12 protein-coding genes are annotated in these 17,656 nt (G+C 62.7%); 8 read left to right on the forward strand and 4 right to left on the reverse strand.

Going from position 1 to position 17,656, the window contains the following annotated elements; all coding sequences use genetic code 11:
- The first annotated feature begins 366 nt into the window (after positions 1–366).
- Entirely contained in the window at positions 367–2,133 is a 1,767-nt protein-coding gene (locus tag EA187_RS12795) for a hypothetical protein (RefSeq protein WP_127780501.1), read from the forward strand.
- A gap of 255 nt (positions 2,134–2,388) precedes the next feature.
- Positions 2,389–3,393 (forward strand): FRG domain-containing protein, encoded by a 1,005-nt coding sequence (locus EA187_RS12800; protein WP_115605293.1) that lies wholly within the window; start codon positions 2,389–2,391, stop codon positions 3,391–3,393.
- Positions 3,394–3,810: 417 nt separating this feature from the next.
- On the opposite strand, the gene EA187_RS12805 is transcribed toward EA187_RS12800, so the two are convergent.
- A complete protein-coding gene (locus EA187_RS12805) occupies positions 3,811–4,626 on the reverse strand; it encodes a hypothetical protein (protein WP_127780502.1) in 816 nt (271 codons plus the stop codon).
- Between the two features lie 506 nt (positions 4,627–5,132).
- Here EA187_RS12805 and EA187_RS12810 point away from each other — a divergent pair.
- The 3 genes from EA187_RS12810 (at position 5,133) to EA187_RS12820 (ending at position 8,026) form a co-directional block, all read left to right on the forward strand.
- Positions 5,133–6,197, forward strand: a complete 1,065-nt coding sequence (locus EA187_RS12810) for a hypothetical protein (protein WP_127780503.1) — start codon at positions 5,133–5,135, stop codon at positions 6,195–6,197.
- A complete protein-coding gene (locus tag EA187_RS12815; RefSeq protein WP_127780504.1) occupies positions 6,184–7,104 on the forward strand; it encodes a hypothetical protein in 921 nt (306 codons plus the stop codon). Before EA187_RS12810 ends, EA187_RS12815 begins: the two co-directional genes overlap by 14 nt.
- Positions 7,105–7,468: 364 nt before the next feature.
- Positions 7,469–8,026, forward strand: coding sequence for a glutathione peroxidase (locus EA187_RS12820; RefSeq protein WP_115605303.1), 558 nt, complete (start codon positions 7,469–7,471; stop codon positions 8,024–8,026).
- A gap of 1,046 nt (positions 8,027–9,072) precedes the next feature.
- On the opposite strand, the gene EA187_RS20430 is transcribed toward EA187_RS12820, so the two are convergent.
- Positions 9,073–9,240: a hypothetical protein gene (locus tag EA187_RS20430; RefSeq protein ID WP_164856247.1), complete on the reverse strand. Its 168-nt coding sequence runs from the start codon at positions 9,238–9,240 to the stop codon at positions 9,073–9,075.
- A 407-nt stretch (positions 9,241–9,647) separates the two neighbouring features.
- Between EA187_RS20430 and EA187_RS12825 the strand changes: the two genes are divergently transcribed.
- Both EA187_RS12825 and EA187_RS12830 read left to right on the forward strand, forming a co-directional pair.
- Positions 9,648–10,934 (forward strand): hypothetical protein, encoded by a 1,287-nt coding sequence (locus EA187_RS12825; protein WP_127780505.1) that lies wholly within the window; start codon positions 9,648–9,650, stop codon positions 10,932–10,934.
- Positions 10,931–12,862, forward strand: a complete 1,932-nt coding sequence (locus EA187_RS12830) for a pyridoxal phosphate-dependent decarboxylase family protein (protein WP_127780506.1) — start codon at positions 10,931–10,933, stop codon at positions 12,860–12,862. Before EA187_RS12825 ends, EA187_RS12830 begins: the two co-directional genes overlap by 4 nt.
- A 21-nt stretch (positions 12,863–12,883) precedes the next feature.
- Here the strand turns inward: EA187_RS12830 and EA187_RS12835 are convergent, their stop codons facing one another.
- Complete coding sequence (locus EA187_RS12835) at positions 12,884–13,723, reverse strand: sulfite exporter TauE/SafE family protein (protein ID WP_127780507.1); 840 nt, start codon at positions 13,721–13,723, stop codon at positions 12,884–12,886.
- Entirely contained in the window at positions 13,723–14,085 is a 363-nt protein-coding gene (locus EA187_RS12840) for a DUF1634 domain-containing protein (protein WP_115605311.1), read from the reverse strand. The genes EA187_RS12835 and EA187_RS12840 overlap by 1 nt, the downstream gene beginning before the upstream one ends.
- Positions 14,086–14,262: 177 nt before the next feature.
- On the opposite strand from EA187_RS12840, the gene treS reads away from it, so the two are divergent.
- Positions 14,263–17,601 (forward strand): maltose alpha-D-glucosyltransferase, encoded by a 3,339-nt coding sequence (treS, locus tag EA187_RS12845; protein WP_127780508.1) that lies wholly within the window; start codon positions 14,263–14,265, stop codon positions 17,599–17,601.
- Positions 17,602–17,656 lie beyond the last annotated feature (55 nt).

Raw genomic sequence — 17,656 nt, forward strand, 5'->3', positions numbered from 1 at the left:
AGAAAACGCCAACGCAGGGGCCAGGTCACTGTTCACGCGGGTCTGCCGAGACGACGAAGCGTCGCCGGAATGTTCTCGTAAGTCCCTTCGTCCACGTCGTCAGGCTCGCCCGCACCGCCCCAGGGCCCGAAACCTAAGGGATTATGGGGATTTATCCCAGAAGCAATGTCCGCAGCGGCGAGCCCGGCCCCTCCAGCCCCAAAACCGACCGAACTCTTCCTCCGAAGCAGCCGTCCTCCCCCATCGATCCCCGCTTGCAGGTCAGAATGGGGCCCTCTACGCTCGCCATCCCTTCCCATATCACCGGCCTCCTGCCGGACCCGGGGCTTCTCATTTCGGCGCCAACTCAATCGGCGGATCTGACGTATGCACATGCCAACCTCCCCGACCTCTTCACTCCTCACCCTCCTCACCGCGCTGACCCTCCTCACCGCCTTCGGCTGTGACTCGGGCTGCAAATCCAACTCGGGTGCCGCTAAACTCGCCAGCTACTTTCCGGCCGACACCGAAGCCGCGTTTGTCGTCCCCAACCTCGGCCAGGCGCTCCTCGCCATCGACGCCTCCCTCAACTCCGAGGCCCTCGACGTCCCCACCCGGCGCCGCCAGCAGGTCCGCCTCCAAGAACTCGCGGCCTCCTTCACCGAACACGCCTCCTTCGACCCCACCGACCCCGAGGCCTGGGCCGCCCGCGGCCTCAAGCTCAACGGCGCGCTCGTCGGCGGCGTGGTCCAGGGCGCCCCCATTCTCTGCGCCCCGGTCAGCGACGCCCCGAAATTCGACGTCTTCATGATCGACACCGTCGGCCCCGCCCTCGAGCCCTCCCCCGCCGCCGGCCACCGCGAAGAACGCGTCGCAGATCACACCATCCACGCCTATGGCGAGTCCTTCGCCTGGACGCACCGCAAAGGCTCGGCCTGCGCCACCTCCACCGCCAACCTGGCGGACCCCAACGCCGAGCGCATCCCCACCACCATCCTCGCAAACTTCCTCAAGGGACCCGGCGACGCCCCCCTCTCCAAACTCGCCGCCTACCAACATTTTGAGAAAGAAGCCCTGGCCCAAAGCCTCTTCGGACTCTTTCTCCCGGCCACCCCCGCGCTCGCCAGGAACTCCCTGTGGTCCGCCTTTGTCCCCGAGGAGGGCACCGAGGCCTTCGACGCATTTTTTAAAGAAACGACCGGCATCGGCACCGCACTGAGCATCCAAAACGACATCCTGCGCTGGCGTCTCTGGATAGGCGCCAATACGTCAGCATCTGGTGAAGCCGGCACCTCCCCCCTCTCCGTCGCCGAACACACCCTCCCCTGGGCCCGCTTCGCCACCGACGAGACCCTGCTCGCCGCCCGCACCTCGATGCGCCCCGACGACCTCTGGCGGTACAGCCGCGAAGATCTCACCGAGGAAGACCGCCGGCGCCTCGACGCCCTCTTTGAGTCGGTGCGCGAAATCACCGACTACCACCTCGACATCAAAGAAGACCTCATCGACAACCTCAGCGGCCAGCTGGGCCTTTTTGTCTACCGCAGCGACGAACCCGTCGAGGGTATTCTGGGCTTCATGACCGCCCTCAAAGAGCTGCGCGCCCTGGCCATCATCCAGTTCGTCGACGCCCAAAAACTCGAGGCGCTGCACACCCGCATGCTCCGCCTCATCAGCGAACGCCCCTTCATCAACCTCAAAGAGCGCCCCCTGCGCCAGAGCGACGGCACCGACGCCACCGACATCACCCTCGTCAAACACGCCCTCCTCCCCATCACCATCTACCGCCACGGCCAGCTCCTCATCTTCGCCACCAACGCGCTCAGCGAAAACGAAGTCGCCGCCTACCTCCGAGGCCAACGCGCCGCCCCGCCGCTCTCTGGCGAGAACTCCCCCCTGGGCGCTCCCTTCGCCTCCGCCGACCACCTCAACGCGGTGTTCGCCCGCGGCGAGGTCACGGGCTTTCTGGACCACCTCGCGGACTACCACGATTACATCCCCGGTGACGTCGAGGAGAGCTCCGCCCGCATGGATGCGCTTAAGCACGGCGCCGTGCTCGACCTGAACCTCTACCCGGCCGGCGCCGCGATCCTGGAAGTGGGGGTACGGGCGATGGGGGTGGTGGGGGGCAGTGTGGAGTTTGGGGGGGAGTAGGAGGGAGGTGATGACGAGGTGCGGTGAGCGGCGAGGAAGGGGCGTCTTCCCTCAGTCGAACGTTCAATGCCCGATTCACTTCGGGGGCTCTCGGGAAGCGCAAAAAAACAACGTGAGCATCTTTTCAGCAAAAGCGCCCCCACCCGCATAAACACTGCTCCTGGTCCTTCTCTCGGTCGGTCTTTCTGCCCGACCATCTAACGCAAAAAACAAACCCCAAAGCCTCAAAAACACAACCAAATATAGAGATTTACCATGAACAAAAAAATCGTCAACAAAACACATTACAACAGCGCCCGTACATTTTTTAAAGCACTCCAACCAGACTGCACACTATGGGGAAAAGACCTAGACCACGCAAACTCATGGATATTCCGTGGACATAAGAATGCAGATTGGTCGTTACTCCCAAGCGCACTGCGAGATGAAGACCCAAAAGCCAAATCATTTGGAATGCCCGCGGACACCCATGTCAATCAAATCAAATGCGAAATGCATGCCCTTTGGGAATTTTCATCAGATTGTGATCGCTCGGGTGTTGAAATACCTGGAGACCAGAGTTTATTACGCAGTAGCGAGTCCTTCGATAAAATCCACAAAGAAACCCTTAAAGCATCAAAAAAACCCTGGCCTTTTGGACATTGGATTGAACTTGCAACGCTAGGACAACACCATGGGCTACCTACCCGACTCCTTGACTGGACTCGATCATCTCGAGTTGCTGCATACTTTGCAGCTGAAGGCATATTAAGCGAATTCTCAAACTGCACAATAAACCCAAAAACCATTGCGAAGCTAGAAACCAAAAACATATGTGTATGGGGGTGCAGTCTTTTTATTGTCTTTAGCAATAGCGACACAGAGGGCGTACGTCTCTTTAGCGCTCCCACACACAGTAACAAATTCATCCACGCACAAGAGGGTGTTTTTCTTGTACCCCACGATGTAAACTCCCAATCAGATACGAAAGAATGGAAGCCTGAGCCGTTCGAAGAATGGCTCTCAAAAAGAGTACAAGACACTGCATCGCCAGTGCTTCACCAGTTGACCATGCCTGCAATTCATTCCTTTGAACTTCTCAACCGTCTCCGTCATGACAATATCGACCATGCTACATTATTCCCTGGGGCTTCAGGTGCTGCCGACGCCGCGTATCGTACTCGAACACTTGAACGAATTAGGAGAGATCTTCGCAAACTTCGCCCAGATATTCACTGGTCGAGCGTCCCCGACCTAGACTCAGCAGCCGCACCTCTATGAGTATCTTTCTCTTCACTATCCGCCCCCTAAACCGGTCCCCCACCCATTTTCCTCGCCCTCACCTCCCCCCAAAACCGGTCCTTGTGTGCCAACCTGTCACACTCACCTCCCCCTAAACCGGTCAATGCGTGCCAACCTGTCACACTTACCTCCCCCTAAACCGGTGAACATGTGCCATCCTGTCACACTCACCTCCCCCCCCACGCCGGTCACGGACCGATTTCGCTGAGGGTCGAAGTGCTTTTCCCAAAATCACCGACCCTCCCAGCCGACTCGCTACGCCACCGCAAGCCCCACTCCCCCTGATTAAAAAAATCGCCAGCCACGTCGTCCGGGGGCAGGAACGCGCGTGGCTGGCGAGGTGTCGTCGCTCTGGCGAGGTGTTGTCGCTCTGGCGAGGTGGTCGTGCGCGGGGGATCAGGCCATCGTCGGCTCCGGCTGCGGCTCCACCTCCCCGGCTCCGGGCTCCGCTCCCTCCACAATCTCCTCGCCGGTCTCCGGGTTGACGTCGGTCGGCGATCGGTGACGGCTGTAGGCCTGGGCGACGCGCTCCTGCTGGTCGAGGAGCGGCTCCAGGATCCGCGCACGCAGCGCGGCGCTGGACGCGTCGCCAGCGTCGAGGTGGTAGAGAATGCCGATGAGCACGCTGCAGGTGACCTCATGGAGCTGATGACGCGCAGCCCGCACCTGGTCAAAACTCACGCCGGGATCCCGGTCGCGGTCGAGCTCCGCCTTAAACTCGCCAGTCAGCCGCCGCAGACGCTCCACGGCCCGGCCGAGGCCCAGCGCGTCGACGTGTTGGGAAAAGCGCTCGTCGAGCCTGACGAGCATGGCGTCGATCTGCCCCTCCTGCACCTCGAAGGCCTGCTGAGTGATGGCGGCGACGCCCTGACCAAAGAAGGTGCGATGAAGCTCGCGGGCCATCTCCACCTCCGGAGCCCCCTCATCGCCGACCATCTGGGCCTTGATGCTGCCCTCCAGCGCGGAGAGCTGCGCATCGATCTGGTTGTCGATAAGCGCGGCCTGACCGCGGGCTTTGGTGACGTTGGCCCGGGCCGTGGACCATGACAACTCCAGGGCCAGCGTGTGCTCGGAGAGCTTGAGCGCCTGGTCGAGGCGCTCCTCCAGGCCGGGGAGCGAGGCGTCCTTGACCCGAGCGCGCATCAGGCGCAGCGCGCGGGCGTAGCGCCCCGTCGGCATGCGGCGAAGGTTCATAAAGTCTGCGTTTTCCATGTCGTTTCTCCATGCGTCGACGACAACGGCGCCCTCAAGCTGCCGCGCGTCACATCAATGAATGCCTCGCCAGCGATCTGGCAGGGCGCCCCGGACGAAACGCAGATCCCCCTACGACAATACGACATGGAGCTGACGGATCTGGTGTGCGTGAGCGTTAAGGTAGCCCGGTGAAGCGGTGGGGTGTCAAGGGGGAGGAGGGTTCGGTCAGGCTACTTTTCTGAGCCGATGCGGGGCCCCACACAGAGGCACCGTGGATGTAATTTTCGTGTATGGGGATCTTTCTCGCGCGAGAAAACTTCGTATACACGAAAACATCGTGCCAGGTGAGCGCCTGACAGGAATAAGTAGCTGCTGAACGCTCTTTTTGTTTTCGTATATGTCGCATTTTCTCACGCGAGAAAATCCCTTATATACGAAAATAACATTGCCAGCATCAGATTCAGGTTCTATTTTCGTACATGCCGCATTTTCTCCGCGAAAGATCCCCCCCCAGGGAGCCGACGATGAAAGAACTTCAGTTCCAACAGATTCTCCAAGACACCTGGTCGAACTCCCGCGATATGTACGCGCCACTACGCGTGGAAGACTTTACCTTCGAGCCAACGATAGCTGGCGAGTCCACCGCCGACGTGGTCTTCACCCTTCAATGGCGAGGAAGAACGCTCTCGTTCATGGGAGAGTTGAAGTCATCCGCGACCCCCCGCTCCATGATGCAGGCCATGGAGCGAACTCAGTATCCAGGGGGGGGCGAATCCCCGGAAACCCTACCGGCCCTGCTCCTGCCCTACCTCTCGCCGGGAATCGTCGAGCAGCTTGAGCGCGCGGACGTGAGCGCATTTGACCTCAATGGCAACTTCTTCATCCAGAGCCCGGACTTTGTCGCGATTCGCGTCGATCGGCCCAACGCCTATCCCACGTCTCGCGATATCAAGAAGATTTACACCTACAACAGCTCCATCGTCGGTCGTTTTCTGCTTCGCAAAAATCGCACCTTCGAGCAGGTGAACGAAATCTACGAGAGCATCCAGGAACTTGGCGGTGGCATCAGCCTCTCCACCCTCTCCAAGGTGCTCAAAGGCCTCGCGGACGACATCCTCATCGAGAAAGAATTCGGAGCCATCCGGGTTCTCCAGGCCCAGGAGCTGATGCAGAACCTCATAGACGGATATCGCCCCCCCCGAGTCCGTGAGGAATGGAAGCTCAAGCTGCCCGATGACATCTCCGCTCAGCGCAAAATTTTCAATATGGCGCTCGGCGAGGAGGGGTGGATGTGGAGCGGCGAAAGCTCCGCCCCCGCCTACGTTGCGACCACCTCACCCGCGCCAGGAAAGGTCTTTACCCCCAAGCATCTCTCAACGAACAACCCTTTGCAGGAGTTTGAGAGCCAACGCTTCTACAACGTCATCCTCCAGCAGACCGACGACGCCTACGTCTACTTCGATCGAAGGGACAAACTGGCCTCCCCCATCGAGTCCTGCCTGGCACTCTCTCAACTCGACAAACGAGAGCGCCAGATCGCCGGCCAGATCAAATACTCTATCCTGGAGCGCTTTGATGACCGTTTTTGACGCACTCTTTCAGCAGCTCATCGTCTTGAAACGACACCTTGATCAGGCGGCCGTTCCCTTCATTCTCGGGGGCGGCATGGGCTTGTGGTTAAGAGACACTTTTATGACCGGCCAGCGCTCTCCCCGTTACGAAAGGGTCCTTCCCTCGCGCTCCACCGAGGATCTCGACCTCTTGCTGTCGGCCGAGGTCATCATCGACCCGACTCAAATGAAGGATCTACGCGACATTCTAAAAAGCCTCGGTTTCACCGCAGTCGTGAACTACATGCAGTTCGAACACGAGCTGACCGTGGGAGGTCATCGCCAGACCGTTAAGGTGGATCTTCTCGCTTCGCCCCCGCATGAGGACCGCCTCAATGACGTTAAAATCACCGCCTTTCGAATACGGCCGAAACAAACAAAGAAGATTCACGCGTATTTGACTCGAGAAGCCGCGGGTATCCACATCTCTCCAATAACCCTCGATGTCAGCTCGGGGCTCCAGAGCACCGCTCCTGCTGAAGTCCAGATCCCTTCAAGTCTCAACTATCTGGTTTTGAAACTTCACGCCTTCAAAGACCGGCACGACATCTCCGATACAAATCCAGACGGCGGTCGCCATCACGCCCTGGATATCTTTCGCATCGTTACAGACATGCGCCAGTCGGACTGGAAGTCAGCGCAACACCACACGAGCACAGAAAAGGAGATGGAGTACCTACAAGTCGCCGCCTATCTGCAACGGCGCTTTTTTAGCAATGTGTCTGCGCTCGGTGCCGTTCGGATTCGTGAAAACCAGAGCTATCAGAACGAACGCGCTACCTTTGACACCTACTTGCCCCTGGTCCTTAACGACCTCGACGAGCTCTTTAGCGATGTCGAGAATCCTGCTGAGGACGTGTTCGCGAGATGGGGTTTGCGGCAATGAAAGCCTGAGCGTGTGTCTCTGCGTGCAACGAGCTTTTTAGTGACCCACGGTCACCTCCAAACTGACCCACGGTCACCTCTCAAACTGACCCACGGTCACCTCTCAAACTGACCTACGGTCACCTCTCAAACTGACCCACGGTCACCTCTCAGCCTCTATCTTCGCGCACTTCAGACGACCCACGGTCACCTCCACAACTGACCCACGGTCACCTCCCCCACCCCATTTTGAAACCGACTGCAGGTCTCCTCAATCCTATCCCGCACAACCCGAGCGACATCATTATTCTCATAATGCTACTCTCGCTCGTCTCGACCTACCGACCCTTTTCTCCCGGCCTGAACGTTTTGAAACAGGAGCCCCGATGCTGAAAAAAATCGCCAAAAAAGCCAACGACGCTGTCACCCGAGTCAAATTCGGCAAGCCCCCCGAGGGCCCCGGACCGGCCTCGCTGGAGGAGGCCGAGCTTGTCGGGCTTCACGGTGCCCCCCTGCCGACGGAAGCCTACCGGGGCAAGGTCGTGCTCTTCGTCAACGTCGCCAGCCGCTGCGGACTCACCCCGCAGTACGAGACGCTGGTGGCGATTCGCGAGCGCTTTCATGCCCGGGGATTTGAGATCGTGGGAGCCCCCTGCAACCAGTTTCTGGGCCAGGAGCCCGGCTCGGCCGAGGAGATCGAGAGCTTCTGCGCGGTGACCTACGGCGTGGACTTTCCGCTCCTCAACAAGCAGGAGGTCAACGGCGGCGGGCGCAGCCCCCTCTACCAGTTTCTCATCAACAGCGAGGCCGGCGGCGGCGAGAACATCAGCTGGAATTTTGAAAAATTCATCGTGGATCGGGAGGGGGAGGTGCGCTTTCGCTTCGCCCCCTCGGTCCAGCCGGACGCGCCGGAGGTGATCGCGGCGATTGAGTCGTTGCTCTGAGCCCGACGGACCGAAGCCCGCAGGTCGCGCCGCCCTGACGGCAGACCTTCAGGCGCTTCGGCCTCCCTGGACCACTCAAATCCAGGGATCACCGCCAAACCTCACATCTTGACCTGTCTCAAACACCTTCCCGCACTTGAAACACCCACATCCTGCGCTTCGACACCCCCTCCCTCCCTTAAAACAGGTGCGTCGAACACTTCGAGCCCCCCTCCCGCACCAGCGGAACAGGTGTCGTTCGCCTCGACACGCCTTCCCGCACTTGAAACACACGCGTCGTTTGCTCCGACACACCTCCTTCAGCCGGCGCATACCCCGCCGAACACTTCGACACACCTCCTTCAGCCGGCGCATACCCCGCCGAACACTTCGACACACCTCCTTCAGCCGGCGCATACCCCGCCGAACACTTCGACACAACTCCTTCAGCCGGCGCATACCCCGCCGAACACTTCGACACACCTCCTTCAGCCGGCGCATACCCCGCCGAACACTTCGACACACCTCCTTCAGCCGGCGCATACCCCATCGGGCACTTCGACACATCTCTTTCAATTCAAACGCCCGTGCCGAACACTTCGCCAGCTCTCTTTCAATTTAAAAGTGTGACGTCCAAGCGCATGAACATTGGGGCTTCGGGCATTCGATCGGTCACCGCGTTCATCTCCACCGATGACGAGAACCCGCGCCTCTGAGGTGACCCACGGTCATCTCAAATCTGACCCACGGTCGTTTTCGAGCAGCTGACCCTGGGTCGATCTGGAGCAGGTGACCCACGGTCACGTTTCACCCGCATAAACGCTCGTGCTCAGCCGACCCTCGGCCATCTCGAAGGGGACCCCGGGTCATGTTTCCGGGTCATGTTTCCAATGACCCACGGTCATCTCTCAGGTGACCCTGGGTCGATCTGGAGCAGGTGACCCACGGTCACGTTTCACCCGCATAAACGCTCGCGATCAGCTGACCCTCGGTCATCTCTCAGGTGACCCACGGTCAACTTTCAGGTGACCCACGGTCGTGATTTTCCAGCGATCTCGGGTCAACTTTCAGGTGACCCACGGTCGTGATTTTCCAGCGATCTCGAGCACGAACTCGACCTCGACCTCGACCTCAACCTCGTACTGGTTCTCGACCTCGACCTCGTACTGGTTCTCGTACTCGATCTCGGGCTCGACCTCGATCTCGCCACAACCCGCGCCCCCCCGACCGCCCATTACGAACCTCCCCACTCCGCACACCACCGGCGCCCCACAACCACCCAACCACCCAACCACCTAACCACAACACGCCCCCCACCAGACGCCCATTACGAACCTCCCCACTCCGCACACCACCGGCGCCACACAACCACACAACCACAACCCGCACACCCCCATCCTCCCACACGAACCTCCCCACAACGCAAACCCCCAACACAACCCACACGCATCCCCCCCACCACCCCCCCCCACCACGCACCTTTTGCGCCAAACCGCCCCCACACGCAAAACGTGCACCCCCACCCCCACGCCAACCCGCCACTTCCACGCTCCGACCGCCCCTCGGCGCACCCGACCGCCCCTCGGCACACCCATTGCAGACCACACGCTCGGCACCCTCCCTCCCCGCACACCGAGCTTCCATGGACTCAGCCTCCCCCCAAAACTCGCCGGTTCTGCCTCCCGACCGGCTCCGAGCTGCGCGGCGACTCTTCATCGCCAGCGCGCTGAGCTTCGTGGTGGCCGCCGCCCTCGGAGCCCTCTTCCGCTTCGGCATGCTGCGCGGCGACTTTTTCGGTCTGCAGGCCGGGGACCTTCGTCACGCGCACAGCCACCTGATGCTCATGGGCTGGGCCACCCCGGCGCTCATCGCGCTCATCACCGCCCGCGCCCCCGCGCTGGGCTTGCAGCTTCCTCTACGCGCGACCCTCTCCACCGGTTGGCTGGCGCTTGTGCTGGCTGTGCTGAGCACGCCCGCCTTTGCGCTCTACGGCTACCGCTCGGCGGCCATCGGTGAGGCCAACATCCCGATCGCTGCGGCGCTGAGCGGCGTGGCGATGCTCGTCTGGTACGCCTTTGCCGCCATCTTCCTTTTCGCCCTTCGCCGCGCCCCGAATCCCCACACGCCCAACCCGGCGCGCTCGCTGCTCACGATCGCCACCGGCGCCATGGTCGTCTCGTCGGCGGGGGCCTGGGCGCTGGCCGCGCAGATGATCACAAAGAGCGGCGACGCGTTGAGCCAGCAGCTTGCCGTGCATTTCTTCGTTGACCTCTTTGGCATCGGCTGGCTGCTGGTGGGCGCGCTGGCGCTGCTGCGCGCCGAAACCTCCGCGGCCGCATCGGCCACCGAGAGCCGAGCGCGATGGATGCTCCTCATCGGGCTGCCCCTGGTCTTTCTGGCGGGCATGCCCGCAGCCGACCTCGCTCCCCGGATTCTGCTCATCGGACACCTCGCCGCGGCGCTGAGCGCGGCCGGGTTTATGGCGCTCAGCCTGCCGCTGTGGCGCGCGCTGAAGGGCTGGCGACGGGTAGCTCTGGGCCTGGTGATGGCCAGCGCGCTGATGCTTGCGGCGATCGCGATTCCTCCGGTAGCACAGTGGGGCCAGAGCGCCGGGCTGCGACTGTTCTTTTTGCACACGGCTTTTGCCGGGGCGGTGACGCTCGCGTTGATCAGCGTCGCGGCCCGCACCTTTGGACCCTCTCGAAGTCCGGCGCCCGCAACCTTTGCGCTGGCCATCGCCCTCCTCCTGATCACGCTTCTGCCCCTGACCGGGTTGATGCCCACCGCTCTCTCCGGGCGCTGGGTGCTCGTCTCGGCCCTTGCAGGCGCGCTCGGGGCCACTATGCTGAGCGCGCTTGCCACCCTGCAGGCCCTCCTTCCTCGCACCACCCCCTCCCCAACGCCCTCCCAGGCCCCGAGGCAGCAATGAGCGCCGACGCCATCTCCCCCACCGACGCCCCACTTCGCCCCGACGCCCCACTTCGCCCCGACGCACCGGGGGCCGACGACTGCGCCCCGAGCGATATCGCGCTTAAAAGCTTCTTTCTGGGCCCCCAGGCCGAAAACGCCGAGTGGCTGCGCCAGATCATCAACCAGGTCTTCGAGAGCTACGTGCGCTGGCGCCGCGAGGTCTACCCCGACGACGGCCGCGCCATCTCGCAAAACGACCGCCAGTCCTCGGAGTTTCAGGGGCGCCGCCGCCATTTCGAACGCGAGCTCCTCGACCTGCTGGCCCGCTTCGAGTCGGAAGTCCCCAAGTACAGCCCCCGCTACATCGGGCATATGTTCTCAGAGACCTCGATGCCGGCAATGATCGGCCACGTGCTCACGCTTCTGCATAACCCCAACAACATCTCCGGCGAGTCGTCGCGGGTCGGGGTGAAACTGGAGGCGGAGGCGATTGAGGCGCTGGCGACCATGCTCGGATTTTTCAATCAGGGTGATCAAACTCGCCAGAATAGTCAGGGCAAAGCCTCGCCACGCGGGCATTTCACAAGCGGCGGCACCATCGCAAACTTTGAAGCGATGACCCGCGCGCGAAGCCGCATGCTGCGTTTTATCGCCCGCGGCGCGCAGGCCCGCGAGCGCGGCACCCTCCCGGCGCTCAGCCTCGTGGAGGCCGCGCATCTCGGATGGGCCCGCTACGACGCGTTGCGCCCCGACGCGCCCTCCGACAGTCCAGACGCCGAAAATGACCCGCTCTCGGGCGACCTGCAGGCGATGAACCCCTTTGCCCTGGCCGAACTTCTCGGCCAGCACTTTGCGCAGCCCTACCGCGGCCCGGTGCTGCTCGTCGGCGAACACAAGCATTACTCCTGGGTCAAAGGCGTGGAGCTCCTGGGCCTGGGCAAAGAGGCGTTGTGGCCGGTGCGCTTGAGCGCCGAGGGCACCCTCTGCATCGAGCATCTTGAACAACGCCTCAATGAGGCCGCCGCGGCCGGGCGCCCGGTGCTGATGGTCGTCTCGGTGGCGGGAACCACCGAGCTTGGTGCCTTCGATCCCATCGATGCGGTGCAGGATCTGCTCGATCGTCGCGCCGCCGCCCTCGGGCACCACATCTGGCACCACGTCGACGCGGCCTACGGGGGCTTCTTCGCCGCCAGCGTGGACTCCAACGAGGCCGGCTCTGCGCTGAGCGAGCCGGTCTGCCACGCGCTCAAAGCCATCGGCCGGGTCAACTCTGTGACCCTCGACCCCCATAAGCTCGGCTATGTCCCCTATGCCTCGGGCGCCTTTATCGCCCGCCAGGCCCGCGAGTACCTGGCCCACCGCATCGACGCGCCCTACCTGGTCTTTGACGAAGAGGCCCGCGACCCGGGCCCTCAAACCCTCGAAGGCTCGCGCTCGGCAGCCGGTGCCGTGGCCACCTGGCTGACTGCCCGCACGATCGGTCTGAACAACCAGGGCTACGGCCGAATCCTGCGTCGCACCCTTCAAGCTCGCCAGCGCCTGGAGGCCGCCCTGGGCGAGCTGGCGCATCCGGTGAGGATGTTGCCGGCCTCCTCCAACCTTCTGGGCTTCTGCGTGGGGGCGCCTGGCGAGTCCCTGAGCACCATCAACGCACGCAGCGAGGCGCTCTACACCCGATTTGGGCCCCAGGGCGCCGGCGACTTCTTCGTCTCCAAAACCTCGCTGGGCCTTGAGGCCTACGGCGCTCTGCTGCACCCGCTGCTCACCGACTGGGGGGTGGCGCGTGATGACGCCGACACCACCCACCTCACCGTCCTGCGCTTAAGCGTGATGAACCCCTTTATCGATGCGCGCGAGATGAAGCTCGACCTCTCCCGGGCCTTTGCACAGGCGCTGAGCGAGGCGCTTGATGCCCTCGCTAAAGAGGGCATGTTCAAAGGCGCATAACGTTTTTCCTGACTGAAAAACTCAACGAAGCTGCACCCAGCCCAGCCCGTCGGCGGCCATCGCCACGGTGAGCACCGCCAGGGTGAGGATCAGCACCTGACGCAGCGCCCCGGCCGAAACTTTTGCGCCCAGCCGTGCGCCGAGGTTTGAGCCGATCATTACACCGGCCATCGCCGGAACGGTGACGGCAACGTCGACCACCCCGGCCATCGCCAGAATCAGCGCGCTGACCGAAGCGGTCGTGCCCACCATAAAGGTGCTCGTGGCCGCTGCGGCCCGCAGCGGCACCCGCATCATCGCGCTCATCATCGGCACCTGCACCGCCCCCCCGCCAATGCCCAGCATCCCGGAGCTCAGGCCCGCCAGCCAGCTCAGCGTCACCCCGCGCTTCATGCGCTGAGGCACATAGCTCAAGGGTTTGGCGGTCGTCGGATCGTCAAACTCGGTGGCCATGCCAAAGGGATCGTGCCCGCCCGGAGGCACCACCTCCGCGCCGCGCGGTGCCGCCACCAGCGCGGCGATCACCAGCGCCAGCGTCCCGGCAAAGACCAGCTTCAAGGTCTGCACCGGCGAATACACCACGATGATGCCCCCTAAAATCGCCGCCATCGCCGTCGAGACCTGCAAGAGCAGCGCGAGCTTGATGTGCACCATCCCCCGACGCAGGTACTCCGCGCTGCCGTTGAGCGAGTTGAGCACCACACAAATCGCGCTCGCCGCAATCGCCGCCTTCAGGTCCACGCCCAGCACCAGCGAGAGCACCGGCACGATAAAGACCCCGCCGCCCAGCCCCACCATCGAGCCCAGCCCGCCGGCCAGAAACCCCGTCACAAAGATCGCCACGATGATCATCGCACCCATCACGCCCCCTTCAGCGACATCTTCAGCGGCACCGAGAGCACCACAATCACCAGCACCAGCAACGCCAGCCCCCCCTGCATCCAGCGCCTGGAACCCAGCGCCCGCCAGGCCAGGATCACCAGCCCCGCAGAGGGCCCGGCGATCAACAGCCACACCCCCAGCGTGGTGAGCACCGAGACATCCAGGCTGCGGATCCCCTCCACAAGCTGCGAAGGTGTCCATAACCCCCGGCGAATCACCCCGGTGAGCATAAACTCCAGCGCCACCCCCAGAAGCGCCATCGCCATGCCCACAAGGCTCAGCCATCGATAGAGCACGCCGACGACCAGAGAGTCGTCACGGCTCGCCATACTCACTGCCATATCCAGTCCTTGTGCTCAGAACCAGGCCTCGCCATGGTGGGCCCGACCTGCGGCAACCTGAAAGAAGGAGGCCGTCGGCGTCAACACCGCGATCCTCCTCCTTCGTCCGAACGTGTCTACAATCAGCACGGCCTCGGTCACCCATAACGACGATCACCTGCGGGGGGGAACAACGCCATGCCGAAGACGCCATGGTATCAAGACGCCGTCATCTACGAAGTTCATGTGCGCTCGTTCTTTGATAGCGACGGCGACGGCATCGGCGATCTGCGCGGGCTCACCCAGCGCCTGGACTACCTCGAAGAGCTCGGCGTCACCGCCCTGTGGCTTCTGCCCTTCTACCCCTCGCCACTCAAAGACGATGGCTACGACATCGCCAGCTACACCGAGGTGCACCCGGATTACGGGACGTTGCGCGACTTCCAAACATTCCTGCGCGAAGCCCACCGCCGGGGATTAAAGGTCATCACCGAGCTTGTGCTCAACCACACCTCCGACCAGCACCCCTGGTTTCAGCGGGCCCGCCGCGCCCCGCGCGGCTCGGTGGAGCGCGACTTCTACGTCTGGAGCGACACCCCGGATCGCTACCGCGAGGCGCGCATCATCTTCAGCGACGTCAAACACTCCAACTGGACCTACGATCCGGTGGCCGGGCAGTACTTCTGGCACCGCTTCTATGACCATCAGCCCGACTTAAACTTCGACAACCCTCAGGTGCGCAAAGCCGTCTTCGAGATCGTCGACTTCTGGATGAAGATGGGCATCGACGGGCTGCGCCTGGACGCCATCACCTACCTCTACGAGCGCGAGGGCACGACCTGCGAGGGCCTTCCCGAAACCCACGCCTTTTTGCGCGACCTGCGCGCGCACGTCGATGAGCGCTACGAAGATCGCATGCTCCTGGCCGAGGCCAACCTCTGGCCCGAAGACGCTGTGGCCTTCTTTGGCCAGGGCGACGAATGCCATATGGCCTTTCATTTCCCGCTGATGCCTCGCCTCTTTATGGCCGTGGAAATGGAAGATCGTCAGCCGATTGTCGACATCCTCGATCAGACCCCGGAGCTGCCCGAGGGCTGCCAGTGGGCGCTCTTTTTGCGCAACCACGACGAGCTCACCCTGGAGATGGTCACCGACGAGGAGCGCGACTTTATGTACCGGGCCTTTGCCCCGGAGCTGCGCATGCGGGTCAACCTGGGAATTCGCCGACGCCTCGCACCCATATTGCGCGGCGACGGGCGCAAAATTCGCCTGCTCTACGCCCTGCTGCTCTCCCTGCCCGGCACGCCCATTCTCTACTACGGCGATGAAATCGGCATGGGCGACAACTACCACCTGGGCGATCGCAACGGGGTGCGCACCCCGATGCAATGGAGCGCCGATCGCAACGGAGGCTTCTCTCGCGCCAACCCCCAGAGCCTTTTCCTGCCGGTGATCACCGATCCCGCCTACCACTACATGAGCACCAACGTGGAGACCCAGGAGAACGCCCCGGCCTCGCTTCTGCGCTGGATCAAGCGGCTGATCGCCATCCGCCAGAACAGCCCGGCGCTTAAGCGCGGGGAGCTGACGATGATGCCCTGCACCAACCACCGGGTGCTGGCGATGCGCCGTACCACCGAGGACGATGACGCGCTGCTGGTGCTCAACCTCTCGCACGCAGCGCAACACGTGCATCTGGATTTGAGCGATGCGGCCGAGCGCTGGCCTGTTGAATTATGGGGCCGCACGCAATTTCCCCCGATTCATCCGGAGCGTGCGCGCCGCTACGCCCTCTCGCTGGCGCCCTACGCGTTCTACTGGTTCAACCTCTCCAAACGCCCCCTCGATGAAGCCCAGCTGATGGAGCCCCCCGCCCCGCGCGGCCCCCTGGAGGTGCGCGATGACTGGTCGGCGATCTTTGAGGGCCGCATGCGCGCTCCTTTTCTGCGCCGCCTTACCGAATTCTTGCACCATCAGCCCTGGTTCAACCCCCGCGCCCGACGCCTCGAAACGCTGGAGATTCAAGAACGCATTCGCATGCGCTGGGAGGAAGGCCTCACGCTGATCTGCCTGCTGGAAGCCACCTTTCTCGACGGAGAAAACGAGATCTACATGCTGCCCATCGGCTTCTCCACCGATCAGCGCGCCGATCGCATCCGCGAACAATCCCCTCACGCCATCATCACCAGACTACGCCTGGAGCGCACCGGTGAATCCGGTGAGCTCTACGACGCCTCGGTCAGCCCCGGCTTTGTGAGCGCCCTACTCGGTTACATCCGCAAAAGCTGGACCCTCAACGGGATGGAGGGCAGTTTCCAGGGCCACTGGGTCGAGCACTTCCAGGACCTCACCCCGGAGCGTCTCAGCGCGCTTCCCCTCCACCTGCTCGAGATCAACCACACCCACACCTCGGTGGTCTTCGGCGAAGATCTCGTCGTCAAACTCTTCCGCCGCCTGGAGTCCGGACGCTCGGTCGATGTGGAAGTCGGCCAATTTCTACTGGAAAGCGACTTCCCTGGCGTCGCCCCGCTCACCGGCCACCTCGACTACCACCGCGGTCGATGGGAACCGACAACCCTGGCCACGGTGCACCGCTTTGTGCCCCACCGTGCCGACGGGCTGACCTGGTTTCTCGATCACGCCACCGACCACCTGCAACACCGCCGCCCCGAGGAGATTGAACCACCGGAGCTCCTTGACGGCGTGCGTGCGCAGACGCTGATTCGCCTCAATCCAGACGACTTTGATCTGGCCGACGACGACCGTGTCTTCCTCAACCAGGCTCGCCAGCTCGGCCAGCGCGCCGCCGAGCTGCACACCGCCTTGGCCAGCGGGCCGCCCGAGACCCCCTTTGAGCCCACGCTCTTCTCCACCTCCTATGAGCGCACCCGCTACCACTCCATGCGCACCCTGACTCTTCGCACCATGCGCCTGCTGCGTCGAAGGCTCAGCACGCTGGAGTCCCATCAGGCGATGGCGCGCCTGGTGCTCGACCAGGAGCCGGAGATCCTGGCCCGATTTAAAACCATGGTCGGCCGGGGCCTGGGCGGGATGCGCATCCGCATTCACGGCGACTTCCACCTCGAAGAGGTACTGCGTACCGTCGATGACTTTGTGATCATCGACCTTGAGGGCCACCCCTGGCTTCCCATTGGCGAGAGGCGCATCAAACGCACGCCCCTGCGCGACGTGGCCACCATGCTGCGCTCCTTTCACCACACCAGCATGCTCGCCTGGCAGCGTACCTGTCGCGCCGACCTCCCCCGCGACCTCGATCCAGACGAGCTCCCCGAGGCGCTTGAGATCTTCAAGGCCGCGCAGCGCTGGTACGCACTCTGCGCCAACGCCTTCTTAAGCGGCTACCTTCCCCCGGCCACCTCTGCAGGTTTTCTACCCAACACCCCCGAGGGCATCGCCGAGCTCCTCGACGTGATGCGACTTCAAAAAGCCCTGCGCCAACTTGAGCATGACCTGGAGCGTGGCAAGCCCATCGATCTCTCGCTGATCGCGGTGACCGCCCAGTTGATGGCCCGCTAACCGCCGAATCAACATCAAGCCAGCACTTCGCCCGGCTCGATCCCCATCCCCCCGA

The sequence above is a fragment of the Lujinxingia sediminis genome, assembly GCF_004005565.1.
GTDB lineage: Bacteria > Myxococcota_A > Bradymonadia > Bradymonadales > Bradymonadaceae > Lujinxingia > Lujinxingia sediminis.

Excerpts from the sequence above, each read along its gene's own strand:
- EA187_RS12795 (WP_127780501.1), top strand. The coding sequence starts at position 367 with ATGCACATGCCAACCTCCCCGACCTCTTCACTCCTCACCCTCCTCACC.
- EA187_RS12800 (WP_115605293.1), top strand. The coding sequence starts at position 2,389 with ATGAACAAAAAAATCGTCAACAAAACACATTACAACAGCGCCCGTACA.
- EA187_RS12805 (WP_127780502.1), bottom strand. The coding sequence starts at position 4,626 with ATGGAAAACGCAGACTTTATGAACCTTCGCCGCATGCCGACGGGGCGC.
- EA187_RS12810 (WP_127780503.1), top strand. The coding sequence starts at position 5,133 with ATGAAAGAACTTCAGTTCCAACAGATTCTCCAAGACACCTGGTCGAAC.
- EA187_RS12815 (WP_127780504.1), top strand. The coding sequence starts at position 6,184 with ATGACCGTTTTTGACGCACTCTTTCAGCAGCTCATCGTCTTGAAACGA.
- EA187_RS12820 (WP_115605303.1), top strand. The coding sequence starts at position 7,469 with ATGCTGAAAAAAATCGCCAAAAAAGCCAACGACGCTGTCACCCGAGTC.
- EA187_RS20430 (WP_164856247.1), bottom strand. The coding sequence starts at position 9,240 with ATGGGCGGTCGGGGGGGCGCGGGTTGTGGCGAGATCGAGGTCGAGCCC.
- EA187_RS12825 (WP_127780505.1), top strand. The coding sequence starts at position 9,648 with ATGGACTCAGCCTCCCCCCAAAACTCGCCGGTTCTGCCTCCCGACCGG.
- EA187_RS12830 (WP_127780506.1), top strand. The coding sequence starts at position 10,931 with ATGAGCGCCGACGCCATCTCCCCCACCGACGCCCCACTTCGCCCCGAC.
- EA187_RS12835 (WP_127780507.1), bottom strand. The coding sequence starts at position 13,723 with ATGGGTGCGATGATCATCGTGGCGATCTTTGTGACGGGGTTTCTGGCC.
- EA187_RS12840 (WP_115605311.1), bottom strand. The coding sequence starts at position 14,085 with ATGGCAGTGAGTATGGCGAGCCGTGACGACTCTCTGGTCGTCGGCGTG.
- treS (WP_127780508.1), top strand. The coding sequence starts at position 14,263 with ATGCCGAAGACGCCATGGTATCAAGACGCCGTCATCTACGAAGTTCAT.